Annotated in this window: 18 protein-coding genes and 2 tRNA genes; 7 read left to right on the top strand and 13 right to left on the bottom strand. The window is 57.1% G+C overall.

The window, feature by feature from the left end; genetic code table 11:
* Positions 1-11: 11 nt before the first annotated feature.
* The 13 genes from JAO29_RS08585 to JAO29_RS08525 all read right to left on the bottom strand — a co-directional run bounded on the left by JAO29_RS08585 (position 12) and on the right by JAO29_RS08525 (position 14471).
* Positions 12-404, bottom strand: a complete 393-nt coding sequence (locus JAO29_RS08585) for an EamA family transporter (protein WP_334267788.1) — start codon at positions 402-404, stop codon at positions 12-14.
* Positions 401-859 carry an EamA family transporter gene (locus JAO29_RS08580; RefSeq protein ID WP_334267787.1) on the bottom strand — a complete coding sequence of 153 codons (459 nt, stop codon included), beginning with the start codon at positions 857-859 and terminating at the stop codon, positions 401-403. The genes JAO29_RS08585 and JAO29_RS08580 overlap by 4 nt, the downstream gene beginning before the upstream one ends.
* Before the next feature lie 85 nt (positions 860-944).
* On the bottom strand, positions 945-1394 hold the full coding sequence (locus JAO29_RS08575) for an SRPBCC family protein (protein ID WP_334267786.1): 450 nt from the start codon (positions 1392-1394) through the stop codon (positions 945-947).
* A gap of 44 nt (positions 1395-1438) precedes the next feature.
* Entirely contained in the window at positions 1439-3685 is a 2247-nt protein-coding gene (locus JAO29_RS08570; protein WP_334267785.1) for a COG1470 family protein, read from the bottom strand.
* Between the two features lie 251 nt (positions 3686-3936).
* Positions 3937-4641 (bottom strand): hypothetical protein, encoded by a 705-nt coding sequence (locus JAO29_RS08565; protein WP_334267784.1) that lies wholly within the window; start codon positions 4639-4641, stop codon positions 3937-3939.
* 106 nt (positions 4642-4747) lie between these two features.
* Positions 4748-6460: a PAS domain S-box protein gene (locus JAO29_RS08560; protein WP_334267783.1), complete on the bottom strand. Its 1713-nt coding sequence runs from the start codon at positions 6458-6460 to the stop codon at positions 4748-4750.
* A 146-nt stretch (positions 6461-6606) separates the two neighbouring features.
* Entirely contained in the window at positions 6607-8085 is a 1479-nt protein-coding gene (hpnJ, locus tag JAO29_RS08555; RefSeq protein WP_334267782.1) for a hopanoid biosynthesis associated radical SAM protein HpnJ, read from the bottom strand.
* Positions 8086-8153: 68 nt separating this feature from the next.
* Complete coding sequence (locus tag JAO29_RS08550; RefSeq protein ID WP_334267781.1) at positions 8154-8468, bottom strand: hypothetical protein; 315 nt, start codon at positions 8466-8468, stop codon at positions 8154-8156.
* Positions 8465-9796 (bottom strand): TolC family protein, encoded by a 1332-nt coding sequence (locus tag JAO29_RS08545; RefSeq protein ID WP_334267780.1) that lies wholly within the window; start codon positions 9794-9796, stop codon positions 8465-8467. Before JAO29_RS08545 ends, JAO29_RS08550 begins: the two co-directional genes overlap by 4 nt.
* Before the next feature lie 54 nt (positions 9797-9850).
* Positions 9851-10828: a tetratricopeptide repeat protein gene (locus JAO29_RS08540; protein ID WP_334267779.1), complete on the bottom strand. Its 978-nt coding sequence runs from the start codon at positions 10826-10828 to the stop codon at positions 9851-9853.
* Between the two features lie 3 nt (positions 10829-10831).
* The gene (locus JAO29_RS08535; RefSeq protein ID WP_334267778.1) at positions 10832-12073 is read right to left on the bottom strand and encodes an efflux RND transporter periplasmic adaptor subunit; all 1242 of its coding nucleotides are present in this window, start codon (positions 12071-12073) and stop codon (positions 10832-10834) included.
* 99 nt (positions 12074-12172) lie between these two features.
* A complete protein-coding gene (gene recJ / locus JAO29_RS08530; RefSeq protein ID WP_334267777.1) occupies positions 12173-13960 on the bottom strand; it encodes a single-stranded-DNA-specific exonuclease RecJ in 1788 nt (595 codons plus the stop codon).
* A 46-nt stretch (positions 13961-14006) separates the two neighbouring features.
* Positions 14007-14471 (bottom strand): hypothetical protein, encoded by a 465-nt coding sequence (locus tag JAO29_RS08525; RefSeq protein ID WP_334267776.1) that lies wholly within the window; start codon positions 14469-14471, stop codon positions 14007-14009.
* Between the two features lie 93 nt (positions 14472-14564).
* Here JAO29_RS08525 and JAO29_RS08520 point away from each other — a divergent pair, with 93 nt between their 5' ends.
* From JAO29_RS08520 to JAO29_RS08490, 7 genes are all read left to right on the top strand, one after another.
* Positions 14565-14915 carry a (2Fe-2S) ferredoxin domain-containing protein gene (locus JAO29_RS08520; protein ID WP_334267775.1) on the top strand — a complete coding sequence of 117 codons (351 nt, stop codon included), beginning with the start codon at positions 14565-14567 and terminating at the stop codon, positions 14913-14915.
* A gap of 54 nt (positions 14916-14969) precedes the next feature.
* On the top strand, positions 14970-15248 hold the full coding sequence (locus JAO29_RS08515; protein WP_334267774.1) for a DUF507 family protein: 279 nt from the start codon (positions 14970-14972) through the stop codon (positions 15246-15248).
* Complete coding sequence (locus tag JAO29_RS08510; protein WP_334267773.1) at positions 15245-15520, top strand: DUF507 family protein; 276 nt, start codon at positions 15245-15247, stop codon at positions 15518-15520. Before JAO29_RS08515 ends, JAO29_RS08510 begins: the two co-directional genes overlap by 4 nt.
* 87 nt (positions 15521-15607) lie before the next feature.
* Positions 15608-15684 (top strand) — tRNA-Glu (locus JAO29_RS08505).
* A gap of 23 nt (positions 15685-15707) precedes the next feature.
* Positions 15708-15784, top strand: a tRNA-Glu gene (locus JAO29_RS08500).
* Between the two features lie 192 nt (positions 15785-15976).
* Positions 15977-16324 (top strand): PadR family transcriptional regulator, encoded by a 348-nt coding sequence (locus JAO29_RS08495; protein WP_334267772.1) that lies wholly within the window; start codon positions 15977-15979, stop codon positions 16322-16324.
* Positions 16324-18963: an ABC transporter permease gene (locus JAO29_RS08490; RefSeq protein WP_334267771.1), complete on the top strand. Its 2640-nt coding sequence runs from the start codon at positions 16324-16326 to the stop codon at positions 18961-18963. Before JAO29_RS08495 ends, JAO29_RS08490 begins: the two co-directional genes overlap by 1 nt.
* The last annotated feature ends 155 nt before the right edge of the window (positions 18964-19118 follow it).

The following is a 19118-nucleotide window of genomic DNA, read 5'->3' as shown; positions in this document are numbered from 1 at the left end:
AGTACAGCGCTCTAGCGGGAGATCAGGACCACGCCGACACAGACAAACAGGACCGCGAGCCAGCGTCGTCGGTCCACGTTCTCATGAAGGAACAGCTTCGCGGCGACAGCGTTTCCAACATAGGTCAGCGACGCGATGGCGGGGGCGGCCAGCGACAGGTCTACGATGGAAAGCGCATAAAGCATCGCAAAAAAATTCAGTGCCATGCACAAAGCACCCGCGAGGAAGACAGGGCTGGACAGAACGGCTCGAATCGCGCCGGGCAGGCCGCTTCTCTCACGTATCCGGTCCAGATCCCCAAGCTGGCGCATGGCGGCGGCGATCAGGACCTCGCCGACGACAGCAAGAGCGGCTACACCTCCGATTGCTGTCCATGCATGCAAAATGCTCGTTGTCTTGATCATCTTCCGGTTCCTGAGTCCATCAGGTTCAATTCAGGATGCTCTCCTTCATGCTCCGTTCGAGAAGGTCCCCCGGCGACAAAGCCAACCGCGCAGACGATCAGGGCAATGCCGGCCCAGCGGTACACAGAGAGGTGCTCGTGTAGCCAGAAGCGACTCAGTAAGGCGACAACAACATAGCCAAAGGCAGTCGCCGGCATGACAAATGTCAGGTCGGCCCAGGTCAGTGCTGTCATATAACTGGCAAAGAAACCGATAAGCAGCACAATGCCCGAGATGACGAACGGATTGAACAGCGCCTTCCAGAGCAAAGGGAGATGATGGAGATCTACTGCGCCGACCTGAGCCATTCCTCGAGACAGAAGAGTATCGCCCACCGAGGCGGTCAGCATGACCGCGATCAGGATCAGGTACTGGGATGGCTTGAGAGCATGCTTCATGCGAGAAGGTTGCCGCATGCATCTCAGGTGAGACGACAGGCAGTCTGAGTATCAGGGTATCAAATCGCTGCATGGCGCGCAGCCGTTGCGGGCTGTCACAGGTCTAGCAGAAGATCTCTTCGATAGCGGACGCGCGGTAGTCGAAGATGCGATCGAGCATACGTCGCACGAAGAGAGCCCTGGCTATAGTGCCGATCACTCCAAACGGCAGTTCGTAATCGACAATGTCCCTCATCTTCGTGCCGCCGGAGACAGTCTCGAACTCATGCCGATGATGCCAGAGGCGGTATGGTCCTTTCAGTTGGATGTCGACGAAGTGTGAGGAAGGCTCAAACTCCTGGATGAGGGTTCGCCAGCGCACTGGCAGGCCAGAGAGCTTCATCTTGTAATCGATGAGGGTTCCTGCCCTCATGGCAATCGGTTGCGGAGTGACGATCTCAAAATCAAGAAAGGGTGGAGTGATTCTTTGAAGATTCGCGGCCTCCGCAAAGAAGGCGAAGACACTCGCTTGATCGCGTGAAATCACCGTAGTTCGTTCGAGACGATAGACCATCCTACCCGCTTCTGGCGTCATTGTTGCATGTCACGAGCTCGCTCTCAGGGGGTGAGCAGGCCGAAGACTGCCACGCCGGTCGGAGTTCCAACATAGACCTTGCCGTTGATCACCATTGGAGTGATGAATTTGTTGCCGACTCCGAAGTTGTCGCGACCATTGGCTGCCTGGTTGCTGTTGTACAGCTCATGCGCAAGATTCGTTGCATCGTAGGCGTGGAGAACGGCCTGTCTGCTTGTGCTCGACTCCAGCGCCCAGACAATTCCATCCTGAAGTCCGTTGGCTGAGATGGTCGGCGTCGGGCCGGGGTGCGGAAAGATGGTAGCGGAGACACTTGAAGGCGTCGCCGACATTTTGGCATTGTTCAGCGGATATACCTTGAGCGCGTCATTGTCAGCGGAGAGATACAGGCTGCCATTGAAGTAGGCTGCTGAGGAGAACGAGTCACCGAGGTTCGCTCCCTGGATCTCCTGATAAATATTGTTATCCGCTGGATTGCTGGCGGGATTGAATTTGCCCAGGTTGTCGCGGTCAGCGAGGTAGATATTCCGGTCCTTACCAGCCCCTACGATCAGATGGTGGGCGATACCTTGAGAGACCTGGTCAGGCAGCAGCAGAGGTCCGCCAGAGCCCAGGTCGAGATCCTGAGACGACTCTGACAGCGTGTTATACATCGTGAAGTAGTCCGCTACCGTGAGTCGGCCGTTCACAACCGAGAGACGCAGCATCGAGTTGCCATAGTCTCCATGGGAGGGGAATCCATTGGCATCGAGAGCGGTATCGAAGGTTCCGTTGGCAATAAGGGCATAAATCGAGCCTGCGCTGTCCGCGGCCAGACCACTTCCACTCATCCAGATAGACCCCATGCTTCCATTCGGGGTCACATTCAGAAGCTGCGTCTGCTGCAACGTAGATTCGTCATACCCCATAATCCAGCCGGTATAAATACCTCTGTCGCAATGCGAGGTCCACCCGGTGTAGACAGTTCCGTTCAGCAGGAGGAGGGCGGCCCGTTCTGCATACTGGGACGGGTCGAAGATCACGTTCCCGCCTTGACTGTTCTGCCCGGTTCCGGGATAGGTCGCCGTTATCTCCGTCGGAGTTCGCGTGTCGGCACCGGTTGTGAGATCCACGGCATGGAAACGATGGTGATAACCACCGTTGGCGTCTTTACTGGTTACTACCAGAAAGATCGTTCCGTGAGCTCCCTGACCACGATCTATCACCGGCGTGGCGCTGATACCAATTTCGGGACTTATCTGCGAGCATCCATGATCGTCACTTGGAGTCTCACCGGCTCCAAGGAGAGAGGTTTGCCACAACCGGGTTCCATCATCCGCGTCGAAGGCATACAGGGTGCCATGCTCGGTTCCGACATAGAGCACGTTGTGCGACCTTCCACCGATTGTGAGGTTGGCAAGGTAGAGAGGCTGAGCATCGACTTTTCCGTCCGTACCGTAGAAGCCAGTCTTGCCGAAGTGCGACGAGTTGACGTTGGCGACAGTGAGAACGCTCTCTGCGGCGTTCAGCCCGCTCCTGCTTCGATCATAGTGGTAGGTGGTTACGTCGCTCAGGCTCGCCGCCGCGCCTTGCAGGTTGAGAGCGAACGTTGCATTGTGAGTCAGGCTGCCTGACGTACCGGTCAGGGTGACGGTAGACGCCTGGGCCGGTGCCGTTGGCGTAGCCGTCAACGACACGGTCTGCGAGACACCTGGTACGAGCGTCAGGGAGACGGGACTTGCGGATACACCCGCGGGAAGTCCGCTGATCGCCACCGCGACATTACCCGAAAATCCGGAGACTGGGTTTGCCGTTACCGCGATGGAGGATCCTGGAGCTCCAGCGATCACTGTGAGCGAGGAAGGCGCTACAGCGAGGGTAAAATCCGCCGGAGGTGGTGTGATGCTGACGTTTACCGATGAGCTGTGAGAGAGCGTTCCGGAGCTTCCGTTGAGGGTAAGGACCGCATTGCCTGCTGCAGCGGAGGAATCCGCTGCGATACTGAGATTCTGCGCGACACCTGGAGTCAGCGTCAGTGTAGCCGGAGAGACCGTTACACCTGAGGGAACACCGGAGACACTCACGGAAACATTTCCCATGAACCCGTTGGACGACCCTGCGTTCACACTGATCTGTTGCGGCGCGCTGCCCCGCGTCAGCGTGATCGTACCCGGAGTGGCGGCAATCGTGAAATCGGCAGTCGCTCCTGTTTTGCCGCTACTGCAGGAGATCGAGGCGAGAATAACTAACGTCGTCAGAGCTGCCGGGAACCACTTCGCGTATGAAACCATCTGAATCTCCGGGACCGGCTATGTTCCATCTCTGAGCGGAAGCCTCAATTTTCTTATCCTGAGGCAGTTAACTCACCCTACAACCTCACTTACACGCGATTGTCACGGGGGTGTCTCCTGGGCGTCAAATGGCTGTTGGCACAGGACGCTGCTTAAAAGCACAAGGGCCGGTGTTTAGACCGGCCCTGTTTAGGATGCCTGGAAGATCATGCCGAAAGGTCTGCGTCGGTGCAAAGAGCTGCGCCCGGCTTCTAAGGCTTTGTAACCTTGAGGTCGGTCACCGTTGCATCGGTGTTATGGGCGAAGCGAATCCCATAAACGCCGTCTGTCGATTTGAGCTTCCCGGGAGCCACGACCTCCGACTTCTCAAGAGTCTTGACGGTCGTTCCGTTGATGATGCAGGAAACCTTGTCGCCTTTAACCTGCATGGCGATCTCCTGAGTTACAGGCTCCCCCGGACCAGACGCCTTGTGCACGGCGTCATTGGCTTCGCGTCGCCCATTGAGTTGGAAGGGTTCCGGGCCGAATCCGCGTACGATGAAGTTTCCGTTCCCGTAGGCAGCGCAGTAGATATAGCTCTGATCAGCGGTGCCAAGGCCGTTGCCGGCGATGACGATGCCGTAGGGATGCGGGTGAGTGTTAAGGCTCATGAACTTGGGCTCGGTAAAGGTGGCCGAGACTGTGTAGTCGCCGCTGGCTGTGTTTTGGGGGTTCCAGTAGGTGACGGCCGGACCAGTGGTGACCTGCAGGGTTTTGCCATCGAGCGCGAGTTTATCGTCGGCCAAGGTTTGGCCGGCCTTTTCGGCGTCGGCGTCGATCTTGCCCTGCCAGCCGGGGGCGGTGATGCCCCCTCCAGCGACCTTGCGGTTGGTCTCGGGGGATTCCTGGGCGAGGAGCGGAGCGGCTGAGAGACAGACGAGAGAGACGGCGAAGACGCAACGGGACGCGAGAGACATGCCGGAATTCCTTTCAGAAAACGCTTTTGACGACGGACGTAGTATAGCCGTGACGAGGGCAGAGCGGCGGAGAGTTAAGGCGGTGCCCACTTTTTCGCGAATGGATCTATCGGTTGGCTTCGTACGTGGTCTGTAGCGGGAGGAAGATTGTGGCGGTGGTTCCGGAGTTCTCGCCAGCGGTGCTGCTGGCCAGCGTGATTCGGCCTCCGTGGCCTTCTACAAACTGCTTGGCGATGAAGAGACCAATGCCGGTTCCTATGGTCTTTCGCGTGGTGAAGAAGGCGTCAAAGATCTTCGACATGTGCTCGGGAGCGATTCCGGTTCCGGTGTCCGCGATGATGAGCAGGACGCCGGAATCAGGAGTGGTGGTGTCGCAGACCGTCAGGCTGAGGGTTCCACCATCCGACATGGCATAGATGGAATTAGTTATCAGATTCGAGATGACCTGCATAATCTCTCCACGGCGCATGACGACAGGCGTGGAGGATTGGAGATTCCCGCGAATCTCAATTCCCACCGACGAACAGCGGGGTTGATAAATCTCGATAGTTTGTTCCACGAGGTCAGTGAGAGAGGCAGGAGTGGCGGAGGCGTTATCGCGGTAATAGCCCAGGGTCTGGCGGGCGATATGGGAGACGCGGCTGAGCTCGCTCTCAGCAGTATCAAGATAGCCCAATCCTTCAGGATTGGTGATAGTGGGTCGTATGAGGTAGAGGAGATTGACGACAGCTTCGAGGGGATTGTTAATCTCATGGGCGATGGTGGCAGCCATGCGGCCAGTCGCGGCTATCTTTTCAGCCTGGAGAAGCGAGTGCTCGATGCGCTTGCGCGAGGAGATGTCGCGAAGAATCTTCGAGGCACCCACGATCTTGCCGTTCTCGTTGCGGATGGGAGAGACGGTGAGAGAGACGTCGAGCATCTCACCGGAGCGGGTACGTCGGATAGTCTCGAAGTGCTCGATCCGATTGCCGGCGCGAATATTGGAGAGGATGGTTGTCTCGTCACCGTGGAGATGTGTTGGTATGAGCGTGAGTATTGATTTGCCGATGATCTCATCGGGGCTGTAGCCGAGAATACGACTGGCGGCTTTGTTCCAGCTGGTAATGATGCCGTTGAGGTTTTTGCTGATGATGGCATCATCGGAGGACTCGACGATGGCGGCGAGTTCGCCGAGGCGTTCGGCGGCGATTCTCTGGGTCTGCTGAGCCTTCTGCAGATCTTCGATCTTGCGGTTCAGCTGTTCGCGCAGGCGCGCGTTTTCAATCGCGATGGCGGCCTGGGCGGCGAGCGCGGAGATGATGCGCTCGCTGCTCTCGGGAAAGACGTCCGTCTGCTCATGGCCGTACAAAAGGCCGCCCAGGACCTCGCCAGCCTGGTTCTTCACCGGCACGGCTAGATAACTGCGGACAGGGAGATGGCCTTGCGGCATGCCGTAGTGAGGCGCGTTGTGCCCATACCGGGGATCGGCAGTGATATCCGGGGAGCGGAGGATACCGGTTCCGCGAAAGGTAGGGGAAAAGACGTCGGTGTTCCGAGGCATGGGGAAGCTGGCGAAGTGAGAACGATCAACTCCGGAGAGAGTATAGAGCTGGTAGCTCTCACCTTTTTCGTCGACGGTGTTATAGAAGAAGGCACCGAAGGCTGCTCCCGAGAGCTCAAGGCCGGCGTCGGTGGTGGCTTGGACGATGGATTGGAGATCGTGACTGTTGCTGAGCCGAAGACCGATCTCGACTACGAGAGCTAACTTTCGCTCGTGGTCGCCGGACTTGTCTGTGCTACTGGGCCTGGAGCTTGCTTTTTGATCCTGAGGACTGGGCATTCGATCGGTAGCCTTTTGAAAAGATGGCCGTTCTCATCATAGATGCGTACGGCCCAAGCGAAAAGCATTCATTTGAAGGCGATGATCCGGGAACCAAAAGAAGTCGGCCGGGAGATCCCGGCCGACTTCGAATCGCTGAGACTACATTACGCATTCATGCTGACGGATTCCTGCGCTTTGAGGGCGTTCTCTTCCTTCTTGGCGCGGGCTGCCTTGTTGCGTTGTGCGCGGAGCTTCATGAAGCTCTTGGCTTCGACATAGAGACGTGGCACATCGCGGTTGACGATGGCCTTCCAGACCACGCGGGCCGCAGCCTTCGGACGGAAGTAGTATTCGTCGTAGAACTTGTGCACCATCTCCATGACGTACTCGGTGGGTAGGCCTGGGTACTCGATGTGCGCCATCTGGTGACCGCCGCCATCCTCCATCTTTTCGTTGGTGATGAAGTTGTTGCGCTTGGCGAAGTCGTAGAACTCGGTGCCGGGATAGGCGTGGGCGACAGAGACCTGGATGGTCTCGCAGTCGAGCGTCTTGGCGAAGTTGATGGTGTTGCGAATCGACTCCTTGGTCTCACCGGGCAGACCGAGAATGAAGTCGGCGTGAATGATGAGCCCGAGGTCGTGGCAATCCTTGACGAAGTCGCGTGCGCGCTCGACGGTGGCGCCCTTCTTGATGTTCTTGAGGATCTGCGGGTCGCCGGACTCGAAGCCAACGATGAGCAGGCGGCAGCCGGCCTCCTTCATAGCCTTGAGGGTATCGCGATCGGTGGTGACGCGCGAGGTGCAGGACCAGGTAATACCGAGGGGCTTGAGCTTGGCGCACAGCTCAATGGTGCGTGCCTTCTGGATGTTGAAGGTGTCGTCGTCGAAGAAGAACTCCTTGACCTCGGGGAAGTTCTCCTTGGCCCACTTCATCTCCGCGGCGACGTCGTCGGTAGACCGTTTACGCCAAGCGTGGCCTGAGAGTGTCTGTGGCCAAAGACAGAAGGTGCATTGTGCCGGGCAGCCGCGCGTCGAGTAGAGAGAGATGTAAGGATGCAGAAGGAACGGCACGTTGTAGCGGGTGACGTCCATGTCACGCTTGTAGATCTTGGTCGCCCAGGGCATCGCATCCAGGTCTTCGACCTGTGGGCGGTCAGGATTGTGTTGGATGACACCACTGGCATCTTTGTAGCTGATGCCGAGAATCTCGTTCAGAGGCTTGCCATTAGCGTATTCGACGACGGAAAAGTCGAACTCGCGGCGGCAGACGAAGTCGATGACATCACACTCGTTCAGAGCGCGGTCGGGGTCCGTTGTAACCGGTGGCCCCACAAAGGCGATGCGAATGGAGGGATTGACCTTTTTGATAGCCTGGGCAAGGGCATGATCTCCCGCCCAGCCTACGGTCGAGGTGAAGAGCACCAGGAACTGATAACCCTTGGCAATCTCGATGGTCTCTTCTGCGGAGACATGGTGGGGCGGGGCATCGAGCAGCTTTGATCCTTCAAGCATTCCGGCGGGATAGGCCAGCCAGACCGGGTACCAGTAGGATTCGATCTCGCGGGTCGCGGGCCAGCGGGAGCTGGCGCCGCCATCAAAGTTCTCAAAGGAGGGCGGGTTTAGAAACAGTGTCTTGAGCGGCATGATCTTACCGTTGATTTTACCATTCGGTAACCTGCCTGTGGAACCTGTTTCGCGGGTTCCTCCGCTGTTTACTGCTGACTCGAGGTCGCCGTAACCTGATTGTTATCATCGAAAAATACGAGCCAGTACTTGTCACGCAGAGGATAAAAGATCGAGCGGTAGATGAAGACATGATCACAGGTGGGGGTCACCAGGGTTCCGTAGGCGTCACAGTTCTTCTGTATCTCTCGCGGATCACCCATGATCCGGCGCACGTCCGACTCAGCGGATTTGGCCCGGAGAGCCGGAAAGTCAGTATCTACTCTTGAGTCTCGTACCAGCCCACCCGCCGTAACGACAAGAACGGTCACGACGATGATTGCGAGAATCCCCTTCCATCTCATTCCGATTTAGATGCAACGGGCGTCGGCAACTGGGAGGCCGACTTTAGCCAATTTTCCAGTTGTCCATTGGAACGCAGCAGGTTGATCTCGGTCTGGCGAAGCTGCAGGTCGGCGTCGAGGAAATCGAGATAACGCGCGCGCTCCTGAATGCGCGCGTTCTGCTCGTCCTTCGGGGTCACCGGCTGATTGCCGGGGCTGCCCTTGGTAAGCTGAACCCGGACGATATCGATCTGATTGAGCGCGAGTTCACGCTCAAGTCCCGCAATCTCTGTCCGCGCCTGGAGTTCCCCAATCGTATTGCTTTCCTTGCGCCGACCTTCCAGGAACTGGTTGCGAGCACGATCTGCTTCGTGCAGACTGCGGCGCGCCTCGGCCATGGACTCTCGCGCCCTGGCGTTCCGCGAATAGTCGAGCAGAGGCAACGTGAACTGCAGCCCCACCTGGAGATTGTTGTAATTGGTGAAGCTGCCCGGCCGGTAATAATCCTGGTAATTGTTGAAGCTGGCGAGGCGGCTGTACTGCACACCAAGACCGATCTGGGGCCGATGCATCTTGCGAGAGTCGCCAAAGGCAGTCTGCAGCCTGGACTGTGCTATGGAGTACGCACTCTGAATTGAGGCCGGAAGAACTGTGTCTTTAGGCGGCGTGGAGTCGAACGGCTCGAACGGGGGAATACTGGCATGGACTGTCGTCAGGCCATCCGCCGGCAGGTCGGTCAGATGGGCCAAATGCTCACGTTGGTTGCTGGCATCATCTTCCAGTTGCATCTTGCGCAGCCGCAGATTCGCCGCCGTCAGTTTGGCGCGGGTCAGATCGATCTTTGTGTCCTGCCCGGCGTCCAGTCGCTGCTGAACAATCTTCGTCAACTCGGCGGCGAAACCGGATTCCTCACTAGAGGCCTGAATGCGTTCGATATCCGCGTCAAGGGAGATATAGCTTGTGGCGGCATCTTCCATGATCTGCTGCCGAATATCGTTCAGATTGTGATTCGCTGCTTCCACACCTGCGCGAGCAGCCCGAACGTAGTTTTTCTGAGACTCATCGAAGAGAAGCGACTGGATGGTGATGTTGAAGAGCGATGGCGCACCGAAAGGAAAGCCATAGGTATAGCCGAGTCCCGAGCCGACGCTGAAGGTAGGGATATAAACATCCTTGGTCTCGGAAAGTACCGCGTGCGCCTTATCGACCTCTGCTTGTGCTGCCTGAACTCTGGGGCTGTTCTTCAAAGCCAGATCGATGGCTGTCGTAAACGAGATCTGGGCGGTGGCGGGAGTGGATGCCACGACGGCGCATGCTGCGGTGATGAGAAGACATCGTAATAGGGTCATGCGTCGGGAAAAACTCCTGCCATAGCCGTGTATCTCATCCTATCGCGCTCGCCTTCATGCGTTCTCCGCCGCTTTGCGGGCCGGAGCGAAGTCAGGCGCCAGTGCCAACGCTGCCGCATATTCTCGTTTAGCACCCGCCGTATCTCCGCGTCCCTTAAGAATATCTCCCAATTGCAGGTGCACTTTGAAGGCCGGGGCAGTATCTGTCTTGGCCGGAGAGGCGAGATATTCGCGAAGCGCCTTTTCTGCCAGATCGGGGCGACGGTGAATGTCGGTGAGGATACTCGCCACGTCCACCAGGGCAGCATCTCGAGCATGGTTGGCCTCCATGCTCGATTCGAGGGCCGCGGCCGCCTTGTCGGGTTCGTGCTGCTGCTGATAGAACTGTCCGAGATCGACCCACGCCTCCGCACTCTTATTTGCGGCAATCGCATTCTTGAACTCTGCTTCGGCTGTGGCAAGGTCGTTTCTCTTCTCAGCGATCAATGCCAGAATGCGATGCGCCTTTTGAGGCGACAGGGGCATCATCTTCGGGACCAGCGCTGCAGCTTTATCTACGCCACCACCCACAATGGCAGGTGCAGCCACATAAAACTGCCCAAGATCGCTCATCGCCTGCACGTTCGTCGGGTCCAGCTCCACGGCTCGTTCGAAGGCGACATGGACCTTTTTTGCGACCACAAACGCGCTCAACATATTGATTTGGGACGCCTTCATTCCATAAGACCGGCCCAGCCACATCTGGAAATCGCTGTTATCAGGGTCGTCCTGTACTGCATGCTCGCACTCGTTTACGGCACGGTCAGCCATATCCTGCGCATAGTACACACGGCACAACAGAGCGTGCGCGAGTCCATCCTTGGGGTGGGCAGAGAGCGTTCCGCGCAAAATTGTAACCGCATCTTGCACTCGCCCCTGTTTGAGCAGCGTGTCTGCCTGGCTCGTATCTGCGACAGCCGTGGCCGTTGCAGCGAGAGCCAGGATCATCAGGAGTGCAGATCGTCCAAGATGTTTGTATAACGAGGTAAACATAGCCTATTCGACGATCTTGACGGCAAGACCGTTCGAAAGATCACGGTTACTGGTCGCATTCAGCGCTACAGTGTCTTTTTCGGTAAGGCCGCTGAGGATCTCCACGCGCGTCAGATTGAGCAGGCCGACCTGGACGGGAGTCCGCACCAGTTTGCCCTGCACCACACGATAGACATAGTCGCTCGTTCCTTCGGTGTGCAGTGCCTCACGGGGAACGCTCAACACGTTGAACCGTTGCGAAACAGTCACGCTGACGTTGACGTTAACGTTAGGGAGAAGATCTTCCTGTGCATCATCCACCGTAATGATGCACTCTCCGACATTTCGAGTCCCGTAGGTAATTACCGTCGAGGGAGCTCGGCTGATATGTCCATGCCAGACCTGGTTCTGCTTTGCATCCCAGATGATCTTGACCGCCTGGCCTACTGCCAGCTTGCCGATCTCTGGCTCGTCGAAGTAAGCCCGTACCTGAATGCGCCTAAGGTCGGCAACATCCATCAGGCTCTCTCCGGCATTTACGAAGTCGTAAGCCGAAACCGGAATCGAGTAAACGGTCCCGGCGATCGGAGTCCGAATGTTGTCATTCCCATACGTGCTCTCTGCCGCGGCTACTGAGGCTTGAGCATCCTTGACCTGCGCCTGAACCTTGCTCCTATCTGTTGAGCTGTAGCGATTTGTCTGTCGCTGCTGGATGCTCTTGAGCGTCGCATTGGCAGACTCAAGCCGCTGCTCCGCAGCGGTTACTTCGCTCGCCGAAGCCGCACCCTTCTGTTGCAGCTCGCGCAACGCGGAGAGGCTGCGTTCCGCCTGATCCTTCTGCTGCTGGGCGCGGCTGAGATCGGAGGCCATGGATAGCCTCTCTTCCTGGGTGCCGCCTTGCTGAAGATCGTGTAGCGTCGCTTGGGCGCTGCTCAGGCTCGCCTTTGCTGTCGCCAGACGAGAGACTGCATCCGAGTCCTGCATCTTCAGTAGAAGGTCGCCTTTCTTGACCTTCTGGCCCACATGAACGTAGATCTTTTCGACTACTCCAGGCCCTTGTGCATGAGCCCGGAATGGCTCGATCGGTTCTACTCGTCCGTTGGTGGGAATCGTGCTGATCAGATTTTGATGGGTGACCGCCGCCGCGCGAATCTCGACCACGTCGCCGGTAACCATGCGTATTCCCATGACCCCAACAAAAACGAGTGCAACGATGATTCCCGCTAGCGCGTAAGGATTGAGCCGTCTTGTCTCTGTCGTCGGCATTGCGAAAGGTCAGTATATAAGACGTCTCTCCGCCTAAGACGATGCATAGGAATTACTTCTGGCGGGCGAACCACGGCGCATACCGCGTTCAGTGTGTTTCTAAACTGCCGAAGCACGCCTGAGATCGACTAACTCCAGCTCAATTCCGCTATACCAGGCGCTGCTCTTGTGCCGAACGCGATAGGCGATGTCCACCATCGCTCCCGCGCCGAGCTCCAGCTCTTTGCAGATATCGGCCCACATTATGCCCGCCCGGCTCCAACCCAGTGCGCTGAGCCGCACAGTGTCCACGGAGATCTCCAGACAGACATGTCGCTCCTTCAGGATGCGGACCTCCGAGGCTAGCTTTACCGCTCGGCTTACGAATACAGGTTCACCGTGCCCGTTGCCAAACGGGGCGCATCGCTCTATCCAATCGTAGAACCGCATATCCAAGTCGGCTAAGGGGACCTCAGCGTCATACTTGAGAGGTGGAGTGAGCATATCTTGCAGAAGCGACACCGCGCTGTGACGTTCGATCCTCTCCCGCAGCAACGAGACATGATCGGAAGGTAAGGAGAAGCCGACTGCATGGGCGTGGCCACCGAAGCGCGTGAATAGAGAACCGTCTTCCTGATGTATCTCGGTCAACGCATTCAGTAGATGGTACCCGGAGATCGATCGACCTGAACCATGAGCCTCACCCGCCTCATGGCTCAGAACCAGCGCGGGGCGTCCGGTTCGATCTACGATTCGTGAGGCAAGAATACCGAGTACTCCCCGATGCCACGCAGGATCGTCCATGACGAAACACACAGAAGGGAAGCGGCCGTCATTGTCCCGCAACGCTGCCAGCCGTTCCTCAATCTCTTCAAGAGCGCTGGCCTCCGTTGCCTTGCGATCGTCATTCAGGCGGTTCAGTTTCGCCGCCAGCTCACGTGCCTGGAACGGATCCCGTGTCAGGAACAGATCTACGACGTCACTCGCCACATCCATGCGGCCGGCCGCGTTGATGCGCGGAGCGATTCGGAATGCCACCTCTGTCGCCGTGGGCGGCCGGTCGGTTGGGATCTGAGCTACCTCCATCAAGGCGCGAAGTCCGGGCTGAACCGGATTGCTGAGTTCTCTCAGTCCGATCGCTGCCAGGATGCGATTCTCGCCTTCGAGTGGCACGGCGTCGGCGATCGTAGCAATCGCTACCAGCTTCAGAAAAGACGGAACCAGTGTCTGTTCAAGGCGCTCGCGCTCTGCGTCACTGATGCAGCCAGCTCGCAGGATCGCATGGGCCAGCTTAAAGGCCACCGCTGCACCGCAAAGAGATTTGAACGGATAACTGCAGCCTGCCTGCGCCGGGTTCACGACCGCGAGCGCATCCGGTATCCCACGATCATCGTCGGGAAGGTGATGGTCGGTCACGATCAGATCGAGGCCGAGGGCTTTCGCCTCCTCCGCTGCCGCAAAGGCGCGAATCCCTGTATCCACGCTGATCACCAGACGGATCCCGGAAACCGCAGCATTCGCCAGGATGCTGCTCCGCATCCCGTATCCCTCACGAATGCGATGCGGAACGTGGTATTGCACAAGCGCCGGGGTCTCTTTAGGGGCACTGCGCTCGATGGCGGTCTTCAGCAGGACCGTTGCAGTGGTGCCGTCGACGTCGTAATCGCCGTAGATGAGGATAGGCTCGGAATGCTGCACGGCCTGACGTATGCGGGCGACGGCCCGCTCCATTCCCAGCATCTGCAACGGATCGGTTAGGTCGGTTAGGGAAGGGGAGAAGAATCTGCGAACGTCTTCCGGCTTCGTGATTCCCCGCGACACCAGGAGATGTGCGATGGCCGGAGGGCACCCAGTCTGAGAGATCACATCCTGGATAGCGACTTCGTCGGCGACTTCCGTCAGCCACACCCGTTCTTTCTTACATTCGCTGGTGACCAACCTTGATCTGCCTCGTTCAGTCTTCGTTCTCGCTGTCGTCGACGACGATACTTCCCAGATCCGTCACCGTCTCCATCAGGTCCTGAAACCGGTCATACCACTCGGTCGCGATCTCGCAGAGAAACATGACACCCTGGCACGGAAACCCGAGCTGCAGATAGCCGATCTTGCCTACATGCCGCAGCAGCCGCTCCGCATCATCGACCTCGGGCGACTCATCGTCCGGATACATCTGGTCGCGTATCTCTTCAATCAACGCGGCGATATCCGCTTTCTCAAGTACAGCCTCGCTCATCGTTAGAAATGGCGCTTCAGAGGCCTTCGCCAGCTCCACGAAGTCCTTCCATGCATCGGGACCGTCTTCTTCAAACAGGACCGAGGGGATATCGTCGGAGACATAGCCGTTCATTCTGCGCATACCGTGACCCGCAATGAAGGCCACCATGTCGTCTTTGAGCGAGATGAGATTATCAGGATGCATCGAAAGGCTATTGTCTCAAAAACGAGGTCCACAGGATAAAGTTTTAGCGTTCGCGCCTGTGCATCCTTCCTGATCTCAAAGAATCCAACAGAGATGCCGCTTTTCGAACACCATCTTTTTATCTGCACCAACGAGCGCGACAGCTCCGCCTCCCGTCCAAGTTGCCTTCCCAGCGGAAGCAAGAAGCTCAAGTCGGCCTTCAAAGATGCCATCAAGGACGCTGGCCTGAAGCATCAGGTCCGTGCCAATGAGTCGGGATGTCTGGATCAGTGCGAGCATAGTCCTGTTGTGGTTGTTTATCCCGAGGCAGTCTGGTACGGCAATGTTCACGCGCGCGATGCCAGTGAGATCGTTCAGGAGCATCTCGTCAATGGTCGTCCCGTAGAGCGCCTGCGCCTTCCTGAGTCCTGCATCAACAGTGATGGCTGTCCCCACCGCAAGTAGAACAACTCATGCTGTCTCACCTATATCCAGCGTGTTATATTCGACTTTAATTCGATGATTTTCTCTAAAGATTACGTAGGCTATCTCGCGCGCCAGACTGTGAAACATCTCATCGCGGAAAAGATGATCCAGACTGAAAAACCGGCCCTTCTCGACGAGCGTGTCTCGACGGCTATGATCGAGGAGCTCGCCCTGGAAGACCGGATCAATGATGAGGTCCGGGTCATCCTCGAGGCGTTCCAGGAAGATATGCGAAAAACCGGGGCAAGCTATCCGGAGATGTTCAAGAAGGTCAAGAACGAACTGGCGCGTAAGTATAAGGCGGTGCTGTGAGAATCTCCCGCGACAAAGTCAACAAACTGGCCCACACCGTGGCAGACACTCTGGCGGAGATTCCCGAGTGCGATTTCCTTGAGGATCGCAATACGATTCGTCAGGAGGCGCGAAAAGCGCTCGAGAAGCTGCTGACTGAGGAGACCCGGATCGACGCTGCCGCACGCCAGAAGATCGCCTCGCAGCGGAAGATCATTCTTGAGGGTTCCCAAGAGTGGGACATCCTCTATCGCAAGTACTACAACGACGAGGTCAAGAAACTCGGTCTGTAGTGGGGTTCTTCGCTTTTGCGATTCATTCATTTTGAGATATACTCTGTAACTGAGCTGGAGAGAAAATCCTCCTGTAAATGTTTATCTGGCGTTATGGTGTAACTGGTTAACACGTCGCCCTCTCAAGGCGAAGAGTCCGGGTTCGAGCCCCGGTAACGCTACCAAGCTCTTCCCAAACAGAAGCCTTGGCGCCATGGTGTAACTGGTTAACACGCGGCCCTTTCAAGGCTGAGAGTACGGGTTCGATCCCCGTTGGCGCTACCAAATCAAAAGTCCAATCAGATTCAGAACAGTCGAGGACTGCGGGCATATGACACCGCAGCAGTTATCTACTTCCCAGGATAGTAGCGCGCCAGCTATCTAGATTTGAGCTTCAACGAAAACGCATCAGAATTTCTTCCCATAGACGTTCGAGTGGTGTAGTCTATCCCCATAGACGTTCGAGTGGAGAACAATATGCCCGTGGCACGATCGAAGAAGACATCTGAAGCGGAGATGCTTCAGGGAACCCTGGACATGCTCATTCTCAAAACTCTGGTGATGGGCCCCGCACACGGACATACCATCGCGCACATCATTGAGCACACCTCTGAGGACGTATTGCAGGTGGAACAGGGCTCGCTTTATCCCGCGCTGCACCGGCTGGAGGACCGCGGCTGGTTATCGTCCTACTGGGGAGCCAGCGAGAACAATCGTAAGGCGAAATTCTACGAATTGACGATAGCGGGAAAGAAGCAGCTTACCGTCGAGACTCGTCGCTGGCAGCAGCTTGCACGTGCAATCGGCCTGGTAATGGGAGCGTGATGATGAGAATTCCGCGATTTTTCCGCCGACGCCGCCGTGATGAAGACTTGAGACGCGAGATCGAACAGCATCTGGCACTCGAGCAGGAGCTTAACCTCGCCTGTGGTCTCAGCTCCGCGGACGCAAAACGATTGGCATACATCAAGTTCGGTTCGCGTCAGAAAGTGTTCGAAAACACGTGGCGCAATAACAGTTTCGTGTCCGTCGAAAAGATCATCCGCGATCTCCGCTATGCCTTCCGCACGCTGCGGCGTTCGCCTGGTTACACGTTGATGGCCATCCTCACCCTTGCTCTCGGCATCGGTGCTAACACGGCGATCTTCACTGTCATCGACGGTGTTCTGCTTCGCCCCCTTCCGTATGGAAATCCGCAGCAGATCATGCGTCTTCGACAGACGGCGACGCTCGTGGGCCGTGATTCCATCGACTTCTCCGTCCAGGAAGTTGCGGATTATCGGCAGCAGTCACGCGCATTCTCCGATCTGGCTGAGTATCACTCCATGACGTTCACTCTCCTGGGAACGAAGGTGCCGGAGCGCGTCGTGACCGGCGTGGTTTCGGCGAATTACTTCAAGGTGCTCGATGTGAAGCCTGTATTAGGACGGCTCATAACTCCGGCGGACGAGACCCTGAACGCTGCTCCCGTGCTCGTGCTCAGCTATGACTACTGGGTAAAAGAGTTCGGAGCGGATCCTAAAATCCTTGGTCGTCCTTTCACGATGAACGATCGAGTTCACACAGTGATAGGAGTGCTTGCGCCTGTTCCCGGGTATCCCGACGCGAACGATGTCTACATGCCCACCACTTCATGCCCCTTCCGCTCCGATCCGCGAATGATTGCCAACCGCGATTCGAGAATGTTGACAATTCTGGCGAGGCTGAAACCCGGAGTCACTGCAACTCAGGCCCAAAACGATCTCGCGACCATCTACCACCGCCTCGAGCATGCCTATCCCAAGTCGTATCCTGCCGGCGCTGGAATGGCACTTACGGTGATTCCGGTCCAGAATGAGTTGACCCATGCCGCACGCCCGACGTTCCTGATGCTCCTGGCGGCAGCAGGGCTCGTGCTCCTTCTTGCATGCGCCAACCTAGCAAATCTTGGTCTTTCCCGGCAGCTTCAACGAGCGCGGGAGACGGCGGTTCGGCTCGCAGCCGGAGCGAGCGCAATGGATATCTTCCGCCAGACGATGATAGAGAACCTTGTCGTTGCGTTCGCCGGGGGTGTACTTGGATTAGGGATGGCCGCCGCTGGAGTCAGGTTGCTGGTCGCGTATGCCGCGCGCATGACTCCGCTGTCCAGCGAGATTCATCTCGATGGACGGGTCCTCCTGTTTGGACTGGTTACGTCACTGCTAACTGGTATCCTCTTCGGATCTCTACCTGCCATGGTTGCCGCACGCAGCAAACTTGGAATCCTCGCGGGTTCCGCCGAGAAGACTGCCGGAAGCGAGACTGGGTCGAGGACCCGGGAGATCCTTGTCGCCGCTCAGGTGGCCTTCTCCTTTGTGTTGCTTGTCTGCGCTGGGCTGATGATGCGCAGCCTGTACAACCTGCTCTCAGTCGATCCAGGCTTCAAGACAGCAAACGTCCTTTCCATGAACATCAGTCTCAACTGGACGAAATACGATCAGCTGACCAAGCAGAATACTTTCTTCCATCAGATTGTTGAGCGTGCGCAGCAGATTCCCGGAACAGAAGCTGTCGCGATGAGCACCAGCGTTCCACTCAACAGCGATCGCAGCGGAATGAATGGTGCTGTGATCATTGAAGGCCGTCCGGTGCGCGCCGGAGAGATTCCGCCGCAGATAGATCATCAACTCATCACGCCGGACTACTTCCGTGTCTTAGGTACGCCCTTGTTGTCAGGGCGAACTTTCACCGACGCAGATACGATAGATGCCAGTCGCGTAGCGATCGTCAACGCGCAGATGGCGAAGCACTATTGGCCAGGCCAGGATTCACTTGGCCGCCACATCTCCACCGACGGCAAGACGTGGATCACCATCGTCGGCATCGTAAGCAACGTCCACCAGTACGGGCTCGATAAGAGCTTTGACGATGCCGTGTACTTTCCGCAGGCACAGACATTGTTCATGGGATCGCCCCACCTGCTGGTGCGCACCCGCGGTGAGCCCACGCGAATCTCCGGCCAGGTGGTCACAATTATCCAGCAGATCGATTCCGAGCAGCCTGTCAGTGACATTCGGACGCTGGATCAGCTTCGGAGCGCTCAGCTTGGAACTCCAAGGGTCACCTCGGCGCTGTTGGGAATCTTCGCAGGAGTCGCATTGTTCATCACGATTGTGGGAGTCACGGGCACGCTGGCTCTCAGTGTCTCTCAGCGAACGAAGGAGATCGGAATCCGCATCGCGCTCGGTGCCAGCAATCGCGAGATTCTCGTGAACGTACTGAGGCGCGGAATGTTTCCCGTTATGGCGGGAATTGTCCTGGGAGTATGCGCAGCAGTTTTTTCAACACGACTGCTTGCGACGATGCTCTTCGACGTGAAGCCCGATGATCTGGCCATATTGATCGGAATCGCAGTTCTGCTCGGAACCGCGGCTTCCATCGGATGTGTCATACCTGGCAGACAGGCCACAAAGATAGATCCCATGGTGGCACTCCGGGCGGAATAGGAACATCCATAATTATCAACTACTTACATTTGGAGGAGAGCGACCTGCAAAAATGTCTCTTTCCGCTAAGCGTGCAGGGCGTGGTGCCGAATTCTTGAGGTGCCTGTAGATCGCCTGAGATCCTCAGACTGACTCGGACTCTTGTGGAATTTCCT

This window comes from Edaphobacter sp. HDX4 (assembly GCF_036877565.1).
Lineage (GTDB): Bacteria > Acidobacteriota > Terriglobia > Terriglobales > Acidobacteriaceae > Edaphobacter.
This window is presented reverse-complemented; position numbering and strand designations above follow the sequence as displayed.

Coding starts and splice junctions, on each gene's coding strand:
- JAO29_RS08550 (WP_334267781.1), bottom strand. CDS start 8,468: ATGAGATGGAAGGGGATTCTCGCAATCATCGTCGTGACCGTTCTTGTC.
- JAO29_RS08495 (WP_334267772.1), top strand. CDS start 15,977: ATGCCCGTGGCACGATCGAAGAAGACATCTGAAGCGGAGATGCTTCAG.
- JAO29_RS08535 (WP_334267778.1), bottom strand. CDS start 12,073: ATGCCGACGACAGAGACAAGACGGCTCAATCCTTACGCGCTAGCGGGA.
- JAO29_RS08525 (WP_334267776.1), bottom strand. CDS start 14,471: ATGCATCCTGATAATCTCATCTCGCTCAAAGACGACATGGTGGCCTTC.
- JAO29_RS08565 (WP_334267784.1), bottom strand. CDS start 4,641: ATGTCTCTCGCGTCCCGTTGCGTCTTCGCCGTCTCTCTCGTCTGTCTC.
- JAO29_RS08575 (WP_334267786.1), bottom strand. CDS start 1,394: ATGGTCTATCGTCTCGAACGAACTACGGTGATTTCACGCGATCAAGCG.
- JAO29_RS08585 (WP_334267788.1), bottom strand. CDS start 404: ATGATCAAGACAACGAGCATTTTGCATGCATGGACAGCAATCGGAGGT.
- hpnJ (WP_334267782.1), bottom strand. CDS start 8,085: ATGCCGCTCAAGACACTGTTTCTAAACCCGCCCTCCTTTGAGAACTTT.
- JAO29_RS08580 (WP_334267787.1), bottom strand. CDS start 859: ATGCGGCAACCTTCTCGCATGAAGCATGCTCTCAAGCCATCCCAGTAC.
- JAO29_RS08560 (WP_334267783.1), bottom strand. CDS start 6,460: ATGCCCAGTCCTCAGGATCAAAAAGCAAGCTCCAGGCCCAGTAGCACA.
- JAO29_RS08570 (WP_334267785.1), bottom strand. CDS start 3,685: ATGGTTTCATACGCGAAGTGGTTCCCGGCAGCTCTGACGACGTTAGTT.
- JAO29_RS08520 (WP_334267775.1), top strand. CDS start 14,565: ATGCCGCTTTTCGAACACCATCTTTTTATCTGCACCAACGAGCGCGAC.
- JAO29_RS08545 (WP_334267780.1), bottom strand. CDS start 9,796: ATGACCCTATTACGATGTCTTCTCATCACCGCAGCATGCGCCGTCGTG.
- JAO29_RS08515 (WP_334267774.1), top strand. CDS start 14,970: ATGATTTTCTCTAAAGATTACGTAGGCTATCTCGCGCGCCAGACTGTG.
- JAO29_RS08540 (WP_334267779.1), bottom strand. CDS start 10,828: ATGTTTACCTCGTTATACAAACATCTTGGACGATCTGCACTCCTGATG.
- JAO29_RS08490 (WP_334267771.1), top strand. CDS start 16,324: ATGATGAGAATTCCGCGATTTTTCCGCCGACGCCGCCGTGATGAAGAC.